General features: G+C 63.0%; 2 protein-coding genes. Both read left to right on the forward strand.

The annotated features are described in order from the left end of the window. Window positions 1-985: iron-siderophore ABC transporter substrate-binding protein (locus INT19_RS12330; protein WP_193060959.1), on the forward strand; the 985-nt coding region annotated here is incomplete at its 5' end. Beyond that, the coding region (locus tag INT19_RS12335) for an iron chelate uptake ABC transporter family permease subunit (protein WP_193060960.1) at window positions 982-1,960 on the forward strand (979 nt) is incomplete at its 3' end. The genes INT19_RS12330 and INT19_RS12335, both read left to right, overlap by 4 nt.

Consider the following 1,960-nt stretch of genomic DNA (forward strand, 5'->3'; position numbering starts at 1 on the left):
TCCCGGCACTAGAAGTACCGGGTATCCCGCGCAAAATCTGATGATGATGTCGAGAAGAAGCTTCGCTTGCGGGCTTGCCGCCTTCGCCGCCTTCGCCGCATCCACGCAAGGGGCTTTTGCGGCGCGCGTCTGTGCGGTGAGCGAACTGGGTGAAACATGCCTGGCGCAGCCGGCGCGGCGGGTGGTGGCGCTTGACCAGGAGAGTGCGGAATTTCTTCTGGCGCTGGGCCTGCAACCGGTCGGAATGACGGGCCCCGCCAATTATCGCCGCTTCACCGGCGATGCCGAGCCCCGGCTTTCGGACGAGGTGACCGATCTCGGTCTGTCTTCCGCACCCAATATCGAATTCATCATGGCGCTTGAGCCGGATCTGATCCTCGGCAGCGCCAACAGCATCCAGAAAAGTCGCACCCTGCTTGGCGAAATCGCGCCGGTGGCGGCATTCCTTTCCTCTCCAGCCGGAAAACCCGACCAGATGGCGAATATGGTCGAGACGCTGCGTGCCGTCGCGCGTCTGACGGGACGGGAAGCGGAATGCGGCGATTTCCTCGCGTCTCTCGATGAAACGCTTGCGGAAATGAAGCAAAGTGTCGTCGCGAAAGGGCTGGACAAGCGTCCTGTCGTGCTGGGCAATGTCAATGCCGGCGTCACAGGGGCCGAAATCATGCTCTTCAATCGCAATGCGCTGCCGGCGCAGCTTTTGCAGCGTTGCGGCTTCGCCTATGCCTATGATGACGACCGCTATCTCGAAAAAGGCTTCAACGTCACCACCGCCGAAACGCTGATCGCCTTGCAGGATGCCGATTTTCTCTACATGCCCTTCAATGAGAAGGGTGTGGCCAATCTCATGGCGACGCCGGTGTGGCGCAATCTGCGTTTCGTGCGCGAGAACCGCTTTCAGCCCATTCCCTACCGGCTGATCCACAACGGCCCGCTGAGCGCGCGGCTGTTTCTGCGCGATGTCCGCAAGGCGCTTCTGACGTGAGCGTGCCGCGGCAATGCTTGCGCGAACTGGGCATGATCGGGGCGGGCGTCATGGCGCTCGTCGCCGCTTTCGCGCTCAATATGGCGCAGGGCGAGGCCCGGATCGGGGTTGGCGACATCATCCGCTCCTTTGCGTATAATGACGATCTGCTGCGCGACGTCGTCAGCGGCTTTCGCCTGCCGCGCGCCACCATAGGGGTGCTTGCGGGCAGCGCCTTCGCCGTCTCCGGCGCGCTCATGCAGAGCATCCTGCGCAATCCGATGGTGTCGCCGGGCATTCTCGGCATCAGCGCGGGAAGTTTTTTCTTCATTGCGCTGGCCACCATATTCGCACCGGCCCTGATCGTTTTCATGCCCATCGCCGTCGCGGTCTGCGGCGGTCTGGTTGCCGTGCTGATGGTCTATCTGCTGGCGGGCGGGTTTCGCGCCACGCCGCTGCGCATTCTTCTTGCTGGACTGATCGTCGCCATGACGATTTCAAGCATAACCGGCGCGCTGCTGCTGCTCTACGAGAGCGAGGCGCGGTTTCTCATTACCTGGAGTGCGGGTTCGCTGCGGCAGAACGGCTGGAGCAATGTGCAACTCGTCTGGCCATGGATCGTCCTCTGCCTCATTGCGGCTTTCACGCTGTCGCGCGCATATGATATTGCCCGGCTCGGCGAGGATACGGCCAGAAGCCTCGGACAGAAACACGCATTGCTCGTCACCGCGACCCTGATCGTCGTGCTGGTGCTGACGGGCGCTTCCGTCGCCGCCACCGGTCCCATCGGCTTCGTCGGTCTTGTCGCGCCGCATCTGGTCAAGCTTGCGGGGGTCAGACGGCATGCCGCGCTGATACCGGCCGCGGCACTCTGGGGCAGCAGCCTGTTGCTTGCCGCCGACAGCATCACCTACATGCTTGGAAGCCTGACCAGCGCACCGCCCGTGGGGGCCATTACGGCAGCCCTCGGTGCGCCATGGCTTCTGTGGCTCGTCC

Origin of the sequence: Halomonas sp. 3A7M (assembly GCF_014897875.1) — a bacterium.
In the GTDB taxonomy this organism is placed as follows: domain Bacteria; phylum Pseudomonadota; class Gammaproteobacteria; order Pseudomonadales; family Halomonadaceae; genus Vreelandella.